Source organism: Saccharopolyspora antibiotica (assembly GCF_047200635.1).
Lineage (GTDB): Bacteria > Actinomycetota > Actinomycetes > Mycobacteriales > Pseudonocardiaceae > Saccharopolyspora_C.
In genome coordinates this window covers 149,761-158,473 of the sequence record NZ_JBJZOI010000015.1, presented here as the reverse complement: position 1 = coordinate 158,473, position 8,713 = coordinate 149,761, and the positions used below count along the sequence as shown (strand labels likewise).

Annotated in this window: 8 protein-coding genes; 7 read left to right on the top strand and 1 reads right to left on the bottom strand. The window is 72.2% G+C overall.

What is annotated here, in order from left to right; all coding sequences use genetic code 11:
- The first annotated feature begins 106 nt into the window (after positions 1-106).
- Both dnaJ and ACL03H_RS14770 read left to right on the top strand, forming a co-directional pair.
- On the top strand, positions 107-1,315 hold the full coding sequence (dnaJ, locus tag ACL03H_RS14775; RefSeq protein ID WP_412811797.1) for a molecular chaperone DnaJ: 1,209 nt from the start codon (positions 107-109) through the stop codon (positions 1,313-1,315).
- Between the two features lie 2 nt (positions 1,316-1,317).
- Positions 1,318-1,776 (top strand): heat shock protein transcriptional repressor HspR, encoded by a 459-nt coding sequence (locus ACL03H_RS14770; RefSeq protein ID WP_412811786.1) that lies wholly within the window; start codon positions 1,318-1,320, stop codon positions 1,774-1,776.
- A 72-nt stretch (positions 1,777-1,848) separates the two neighbouring features.
- On the opposite strand, the gene ACL03H_RS14765 is transcribed toward ACL03H_RS14770, so the two are convergent.
- A complete protein-coding gene (locus ACL03H_RS14765; protein ID WP_412811785.1) occupies positions 1,849-2,949 on the bottom strand; it encodes a globin domain-containing protein in 1,101 nt (366 codons plus the stop codon).
- 297 nt (positions 2,950-3,246) lie between these two features.
- Here ACL03H_RS14765 and ACL03H_RS14760 point away from each other — a divergent pair, with 297 nt between their 5' ends.
- The 5 genes from ACL03H_RS14760 (at position 3,247) to ACL03H_RS14740 (ending at position 8,673) form a co-directional block, all read left to right on the top strand.
- Entirely contained in the window at positions 3,247-3,948 is a 702-nt protein-coding gene (locus ACL03H_RS14760) for a pyridoxamine 5'-phosphate oxidase family protein (protein WP_412811784.1), read from the top strand.
- 100 nt (positions 3,949-4,048) lie between these two features.
- Positions 4,049-4,540, top strand: a complete 492-nt coding sequence (locus ACL03H_RS14755; protein ID WP_412811783.1) for a MarR family winged helix-turn-helix transcriptional regulator — start codon at positions 4,049-4,051, stop codon at positions 4,538-4,540.
- Between the two features lie 163 nt (positions 4,541-4,703).
- Positions 4,704-5,195 (top strand): MarR family winged helix-turn-helix transcriptional regulator, encoded by a 492-nt coding sequence (locus tag ACL03H_RS14750; RefSeq protein WP_412811782.1) that lies wholly within the window; start codon positions 4,704-4,706, stop codon positions 5,193-5,195.
- Positions 5,196-5,311: 116 nt separating this feature from the next.
- The gene (locus ACL03H_RS14745; RefSeq protein ID WP_412811796.1) at positions 5,312-7,828 is read left to right on the top strand and encodes an MFS transporter; all 2,517 of its coding nucleotides are present in this window, start codon (positions 5,312-5,314) and stop codon (positions 7,826-7,828) included.
- Between the two features lie 2 nt (positions 7,829-7,830).
- Complete coding sequence (locus ACL03H_RS14740; RefSeq protein WP_412811781.1) at positions 7,831-8,673, top strand: YceI family protein; 843 nt, start codon at positions 7,831-7,833, stop codon at positions 8,671-8,673.
- The last annotated feature ends 40 nt before the right edge of the window (positions 8,674-8,713 follow it).

The following is an 8,713-nucleotide window of genomic DNA, read 5'->3' as shown; positions in this document are numbered from 1 at the left end:
CTCCCCCCCCCCCCGGGGTCGGGTCCGCGTCCGCACCAGCGGCGGCGACCAGCGCACCGGCACCGGCCGGTGCGGCAGCACAGCGAAGCGGGAGGAGGGGCGCCCGGTGAGTGCCAGGGAATGGCTCGACAAGGACTTCTACGGCGAGCTGGGCGTGTCGTCCGACGCGAGCGCTGACGACATCAAGAAGGCGTACCGGAAGCTGGCGCGGGAGAACCACCCCGACGCCAATCCCGGCAACAGCACGGCGGAGGCCAAGTTCAAGGCGGTCTCCGAGGCGTACGGCGTGCTCTCCGATCCGGAGAAGCGCAAGCAGTACGACGAGGCGCGCCGCCTGTTCGGCAGCGGCTTCGGCGGCAACCAGGGCGGCTTCGGCGGTTTCGGCTCCGGCGCGGGAGCGGGCGGCTTCGACCTCGGCGACCTGTTCGGCGGCGCCGGTGGCGCCCGGCCCGGCGCCGGTGGCGCGGGTGCCGGCGGACTCGGCGACCTGTTCGGCGGGCTGTTCGGCGGCGGCGGTGGTGGTGGCCGTCGCGGCGGCACCTCGGCCGCGAGCAGGCCGCAGCGCGGCTCGGACGTGGAGACCGAGGTCCGCATCGACTTCGCCGAGGCGGTGCGCGGTGCCACCGTGCCGCTGCGGCTGTCCAGCCCGGCGACCTGCCTGACCTGCCACGGCTCCGGCGCGAAGCCGGGCACCCGTCCGCGCACCTGCGGCACCTGCTCCGGCGCGGGCCTGGTGACCCGCAGCCAGGGCGCCTTCGCGTTCAGCGAGCCCTGCCCGGACTGCCGCGGCCGCGGGCAGATCATCGACGACCCGTGCCCGGACTGCCGGGGCGAGGGCGTCTCGACCCGCACCCGGACCCTGACCGTGCGCATCCCGCCCGGGGTGAACGACGGCCAGCGCATCCGGCTCGCCGGGCAGGGCGAACCGGGGCGCAACGGCGCGGCCGGCGGCGACCTGTTCGTCGTGGTGCACGTGAACCCGCACCGGGTGTTCGGACGATCCGGTGATGATCTCACGGTCACGGTTCCGGTGACCTTCCCCGAGCTGGCGCTGGGCACTACGTTGACCGTGCCGACCCTGGACGGGAAGGTCTCGCTGAAGGTGCAGCCCGGTACCGCCAGCGGGCGGACGCTGCGGGTGCGCGGCAAGGGCGTGGGCAGGAAGTCCGGCGGAGCCGGGGACCTGCTGGTCACCCTGCAGGTCGTCGTCCCGTCCGCGCTGGACGATGCGGCGACCGAGGCGTTGCGGTCCTACGCGGAGGCCACCGCGGAGCACGAGCCGCGTGCGGAGTGGGACGAGCTGCTCGGGAGGTAGGCATGGGTGATGGTCCACGAGCCCGGCTGGGCGTGGCGATCGGCTTCCCGCCGGGTGCCAACGAGGACACGCCCGTCTTCGTGATCTCAGTGGCGGCGGAGCTCTCCGGGCTGCACGCCCAGACGCTGCGCAGCTACGACCGGCTCGGTCTGGTCTCGCCGGGTCGCACCCCGGCGGGCGGGCGGCGCTACTCGGCCCGCGACATCGCGCAGCTGCGCGAGGTGCAGCGGCTCTCCCAGGAGGAGGGCGTCAACCTCGCGGGCGTGAAGCGGATCATCGAGCTGGAGAACGAGGTCGACGCGCTGCGCGACCAGGTGCAGGGCCTGATGGAGGAACTGACCACCGCCTACGCGGCGGTCGAGCAGAAGGCCGCCCAGGTCCACGCGTCCTACCGCCGCGATCTCGTTCCGCTGCACCAGGAAACGGCCCTCGTCGTGTGGAAGCCCGAATCCCGGCGCTGATCTCCCCGGCGGCCCGCCCGCGTCGCGGGCGTCCGCCGCATCCCCGGCGCGGCGAGCGCGGGGCCCGCCGCCTCAGTCCAGGGCGAAGGGGTCGTAGTGGATCTGGTCCAGCGGCACCCCGGTGACCAGGAGCTTCGAGACCGTGGCGCGGACCATCGCGGGTGAGCCGCTGATCAGGACCTCGTGGCCGGACCAGTCGTGCTGCGCCACCACCTCGGGCAGCGAGCCCTGCTCGGCGATCGTCGCCGTCGGGTCGTCCTCCAGCACCGGCACCACGTGGAACCACGGGTTCGTCATGGCGACCCGCTGCAGGTTCGGCAGGTCGTAGAGGTCGTCCCGGGTGCGCCCGCCGTAGTACAGCCGCACCTGCGGGTTCCGGCCGTACTGGGCCAGGTCCTCGACGATCGCGCGCATCGGTGCCAGGCCGGTGCCACCCGCGATCATGAGCACGTCCCGCTCGTTCTCCCGGTCCACGTGCAGGTGGCCCATCGGCGACCCGATCCGCCAGCGGTCTCCGCGCTGGGTGTGCCCGACCAGCGCGCGGCTCACCCAGCCGCCGTCCACCGAGCGGACGTGGAACTCCAGCACGCCGTCCTCGCCGGGCTGGTTCGCCGGGGTCAGGTAGCGCCACAACCGGGGGCGCTGCGGCACCTCGACGCTCACGTACTGGCCCGGTTGGTAGGGCACCGGATGATCGGTCTCGACCCGGATCACCGCGAGATCCCTGGTCAGCCGGGTGTGGCCGATGACCTCGCCGTCGTACCAGGCGGGCCCGTCGTCCTCGTTCGCCGCAGTGATCATCGCGGTCGCCATCACGGTGTAGGCCTCGGCCCAGGCGCGCTCGACCTCCTGGGTCCAGGCGTCCCCGGAGTGCTTCTTGATCGCGGCGAGCAGCGCGGTCCCGACGGCCTCGTAGTGCTGGGCGACCACGCCGAACTTGCGGTGGTCCCTGCCGAGCTGGTGCAGGAAGGGCACCAGGTCGTCCGGGCGGTCGATCATCTGGATGATGTGCACCAGCGCCCGCATCAGCCGGTCGCGCACCGTCTCCATGTTGGCCGAGAAGAGCTCGCGGGTGCCGGGGGCGATGCTGAACAGCATCGCGTAGAAGAACCGGGCGACCTCGTCGGATCGCGCCTCGATGCCAGCCCAGCTCTCCCGGATCAGGTGGACCATCTGGCTCGCGCGCTCGGGCGTCGGCCGGTTCGGACGGGGTCCCGGGCTCAGTACGGCGTTCGCTGACATGGTTCGGTCGTGGTCCCCACGGAGTCGGAGTGGCACCTGGTCCGGTGCGCGGTGCTGCTGGCGTGACTGTCCCCCGACGTGCAGGACCATAACGCCTCGTCGTCCCTCACACTATTGATCCCACGGATGAGGGCGTTTCGACTACACACGGTAGATCGTTTGGGAATGTTCCGGGGAAACCTGCGGCTGATGGTGTGGATCGTGGCGTGCACATGACACTCTGTGCGCGTGCGTTCCGACATTCAGCCCGCTGACCCCTCGACCGGGGGACGCGGCGACGAGGCGCTCCGGCGCGGGCCGAGCCAGGAAGCCGACCGCGGGGACGCCGAGCTGCCCGGATCCGACGGCGAGCACTTGCTGCAGGACGCCTACGGGACGCGGCAGCGCGCGCGGCGGTTCTACGACGACCAGGTCCTCGACCACCTCAACCCGACGATGCGCGAGTTCATCGGCCGCATGGAGCTGGCCTTCGTCGCCACCTCCGACTCCCGGGGCGAGTGCGACTCCAGCCTGCGCGCGGGCCCACCCGGGTTCATCGAGGTCCTCGACGACCGCCACCTCGCCTACCCGGAGTACCGGGGCAACGGCGTGCTGGCGAGCCTGGGCAACATCACCGAGAACCCGCACGTCGGCATCCTGCTGGTCGACTTCGCGGAGGACCTGATCGGTCTGCACGTCAACGGAGTCGCCGAGATCGTCGAGGACGCCGAGCTGCGCGAGCGGCATCCCGGGCTGCCGGAGGAGTTCGACCGGGGCCGAACCCCGGAGCGCTGGGTGGTCGTCGAGGTCGAGGAGGCCTACATCCACTGCCGCAAACACATCCCGCGCATGGTCCCGGTGCTGCGCAAGCGCAGCTGGGGGACCGACGACGCCAAGCGCAAGGGTGGCGACTACTTCGGCGCGAAGTCCGGCCGGGCCGACCGGTCCTGAGCCGGGCGCGGCACCCCGGAAGCCGGGCGCGATCGGGCGAACGGGACACTGGAGATGCGCGGGAACGCGCGCCAGTGCAGGTCGGAGGGCGGAGACGGCCGTGGTCGAGGAGATCGAGACGCCGGTGGACGGACCAGCAGCGGGTTCCGGACCCTCCGATCGGGAGCGCCGGAGAGCGGCCGAATCGGTCGAGCGCGAGCTCGTGATGATGTTCCGGCGCGCTCGCAACTTCTCCATGACGGTGGCGTCCCAGGTGCACCCGGACCTCGATCCCGCCTCCTACAGCCTGCTGCTGATGGTCGACGACGCCGGCTCGCTGCGCGGGATGGACGTCGCGGACCGGACCGGGCTGGACAAGTCGACCGTGAGCAGGCAGATCGCCACGCTGGTCGAGCTCGACCTGCTGGAGCGGGTGCCGGACCCCGACGACGGGCGGGCGCGGCGGATCCAGCTGTCGGCCTCGGGTCGTTCCCGCCTGGCGCAGGTGCGCAAGCAGCGCCGCGAGCACATGCACGGCGAGTTCGCGCACTGGTCCACCGACGACCTCAAGCAGCTCTCCCGCCTGCTGGGGCAGCTGAACCGGATGTTCTGAGCCCCACCCCGCCGCCGCACCGAGTCCGGCCGGGTGAGGTGGCGCAGCGCACCCTCAGGTAAGTTGCCTTCTGCAACTAACGTCCCATATAGTTGCGTGCAGCAACTAAAGGATGGGGCTGATGGGACCGACACCGGAAACGTGCGGCGAGCTGCTCCGGCCCATGCGCACTCTGATGGGCCTCAAGCAGGCCGCGATGCAGACGCTCCAGCACTCCAAGAACGACCTGCCCTACGCCGCCACCGGCCTGCTCGGCGAGCTCGTGCACTGCGGGGAATCACGAGCCTCCGAGCTGGCCGCGCATCGCGTGGTCGACGCGTCCGTGGTGAGCAGGCAAGTGTCCCAGCTCGAACAGGCCGGGCTGATCACCCGGCGCCCCGATCCGCGGGACCGCCGCGTGGCGCTGCTGCGCGCCACCCCCGAGGGCGAGCAGGCGCTCGCCCGGATCGAGCGGCGCCGCGCCGAATGGCTCAGCGAGGCGCTGCGCGACTGGGACGAGAACGAGATCCGCCACCTGGCGGGACTGCTCGACACCTGCGTCACCGACATCCGGCGAGCGGTGGTTCCCGAGCACCACGACGAACCCCGGGCCGAACCAGCCGCCGCGCACCCCGGCGACGGTCCCGAGCCCCCCGCGCAGAAAGGAACTCGATGACACGCTCGACGCTCGGCGAGGCCGCGCCGGCGAGCTCGGCATCGACCGCGAGTCCGGGAGCCGCCGGCAACGGCAGGCACCAGCGGACTCCGGACGTGCCGGCCGCTGACTCGCCGATGACCCACCGGCAGATCCTCGAGGCGATGTCCGGGCTGATGCTGGCGCTGCTGGTCGCCATCCTCAGCTCGACCATCGTCTCGAACGCGCTGCCGCGCATCCTGGCCGACCTGGGGGGAAGCCAGAGCCAGTACACCTGGGTGGTCACGGCGATGCTGCTGACCTCCACCGCCTCCACCCCGATCTGGGGCAAGCTCTCCGACCTGTTCAGCAAGAAGCTGCTGTACCAGATCGCCATCACCGTGTTCACGCTCGGCTCGGTGCTCGGCGGCTTCGCGCAGACGATGCCGCAGCTCATCGGGTTCCGCGCCGTGCAGGGCATCGGCATGGGCGGCCTGCAGGCGCTGATCCAGGTCGTGATCGCCGCGATGGTCGCGCCGAAGGAGCGCGGGCGCTACAGCGGCTACATCGGGGCCACCTTCGCGGTGGCCACGGTCAGCGGGCCGCTGGTCGGCGGCCTCATCGTGGACACCTCCTGGCTCGGCTGGCGCTGGTGCTTCTGGGTGACCGTGCCGATCGCGGTGATCGCGTTCATCGTGCTCGGCCGCACGCTGAAGCTGCCGGTGATCAAGCGCCCGGTGCGCATCGACTGGTTCGGCGCGCTGTTCCTCGTCGGCGGCGTGAGCCTGCTGCTGGTGTGGGTCTCGCTGGCGGGCAAGCAGTTCCCCTGGGCGTCCCCGGAGACGGCCGCCTACGTCGGCGGCGGGATCGTGGCGCTGATCATCGCCGTGATCATCGAGTCCCGGTTCCCGGAACCGATCGTTCCGCTGAGCATGTTCCGCAACCCGACGGTGACGCTGGCGACGATCAGCACCGTCGCGGTCGGCACCGCGATGTTCGGCGGGGCGGTGTTCCTCGGGCAGTACTTCCAGATCGCGCGCAGCTACACCCCCACGCACGCCGGGCTGATGACGCTGCCGATGGTGCTGGGGCTGTTCCTGTCCTCCACGCTCTCCGGCCAGATCATCTCCCGGGGCAGCGGGCGGGTGAAGCCGTTCCTGATCTTCGGTTCGATCGTGCTGGTGGCGGGCATGGGCCTGCTGTCGACCGTCGACCACACCACGAACCTGGTGCTGGTCGGGGTGTACCTGGCGCTGATGGGCATCGGCGTCGGCTCGCTGATGCAGAACTTGGTGCTGACCGTCCAGAACGTCACCACCGGCAAGAACGTCGGCTCGGTGACCTCGGTGGTCACCTTCTTCCGGACCCTGGGCGGTTCGGCGGGCGTCTCCGTGCTCGGCGCGGTGCTGGCGTCCCGGGTCACCGACTACGTCAACGAGGGCCTGGCTGAGCGGGGCGTGTCGACCGGCGGCGGGGCGGCGGGCGGCGGCTCGCTGGACATCGGCGCCCTGCCCCCGGCGATGCAGGAGGTGGTGCGCGCGGCCTACGGCGACGCCATCGGAGACATCTTCCTGGTCTCCGCCTGCATCTCGGTGATCACGCTGCTCGCGGTGGTGTTCATCCGGGAGGTCCCGCTGCGCACCACCATCGACTCCCCCGGAGAGGCCGAAGCTGTGGACAACCGCCAGCTACCTGTGGACAACTCGGCGGAGCGGACCGCATCGGCGGTCGCTCAGCAGGGTGGTTCTGCGCAGCTCGCCGCAGTGTCGCCCGAGGCGGGACCGCGCCACGACGAGCCTGTGGACAACTCTGTGGGCAACCACTCCCGTTCCTGGTCAACGACGCCGGTGTGGAACAACCACAGCACCGAGGGCAGCTTCCTGGCCGGCGATCTCGCGGGGGCCGGGCACGAGGGCCCCGACGGCGGTGGCCTGTTCGTGCACGGCTCGGCGCAGGACTCGGCGGGCCAGCCGGTCGCCGGCGTGGTGCTCACCCTGACCGACTCGCTCGGCAGGCAGGTGGAGCGGGCCCGGACCGCGCCCGACGGCGGCTTCCGGCTCGACCTCACCCACGGCGGCACCTACGTGCTCATCGCGGCCGCGGGCACCTACCAGCCCACGGCCTCGATGGTCGTGGTCAGCGACAAGCCGGTGCGCCACGACGTGCGGATGTTCGGCTCCGGCGCGATCACGGGCGCGGTGCGCTGCGGTGAGCGCGGGATCTCCGGGGCCACCGCGGTGCTCACCGACCTGCGCGGCGAGGTCATCGGCTCGGCCGCCACGGGACCGGACGGCGGGTACGAGTTCACCGACCTCGTGGGCGGCTCCTACGCCCTGACCGCGACCGCCGAGGGCTTCCGCCCGGCCGCCCTGCCGGTGGTGGTCGGGGACGGCGAGCGCCTGGAGATCGACGTGTCGCTGCAGACCGGCGCCTCGCTGACCGGGGTCGTCCGCTCCGCGAAGCTGGGACTGCCGGTGCCCGACGCGCGGGTGACCCTGCTCGACGCGGCCGGGGAGGTCGTCGCGGCGGTCACCACCGACGGCGAGGGCGACTACGCCTTCACCGACCTGCCCGACGGCGACTACACCGTGATCGCCACCGGGTACCCGCCGGTCGCCGCTCCGCTGCGGCTCGCGGGCGAACGCACCACCCACGACGTCGAGTTGGGGCACTGAGCATGACGGCGGTCGAGAACAGCAGGAGCGACGTGGACGGCGCGGGCGGGGTGACCGCCACGGTGCGCACCGGTGACGGCTGGCCGGTGCCGGAGGCCGCGCTCACGCTCATCGACGCGGGCGGCGGTCAGGCCGCCCGCGTCCGCAGCGACGAGGAGGGCGCCGCCGTGGTCACCGGGCTGCGCCCCGGCACGTACACGGCGATCGTCACCACGCCCGGCTACGAACCGCTCGCGCGCACCACGCTGGTGCGGGCCGGTCAGGACGCCCGGCTGGGCGTGCTGGAGCTGCGCCGGGCGGGAGGCGCCGAGCTGCCCGCCCCGGGCACCTGGGTGATCGATCCCGCGCACTCCTCGGTCCGGGTCAGCGCCCGGCACCTCGGGATCACCAGCATCCACGGGCGGTTCACCGAGTTCAGCGGGGAGATCGAGGTCGGTGACCCGGTCGAGTCGACCGAGGTGCGGGTGCGGATCGACGCGGCCAGCGTCGACACCGCCAACCAGCAGCGGGACGCGCACCTGCGCACCGCGGACTTCCTCGACGTCGAGCGGCACCCGGAGATCACCTTCACCGCCACCGGGCTGCGTCCCGCCGGCGGGGAGCGCTGGGAGCTCGCCGGGGACCTGACGCTGTGCGGGGTGACCCGCCCGGTCGTGCTGGACACCCACTACGCCGGGGTCGGGCCAGATCCGTGGGGCGGCTCGCGGGCCTCCGCCTCGGCCACGGCCGAGCTGCGGCGGGAGGACTTCGCGATCACCTTCAACCAGGCGCTGCGCACCGGGATCGCCGCGATCGGCACGACCCTGCGGGTCGACATCGACGTGCAGGCGGTCCAGCAGGGCTGATCGGGGGAACCGCCCGCGCGGCGGGCGGTTCCGCGGGGGT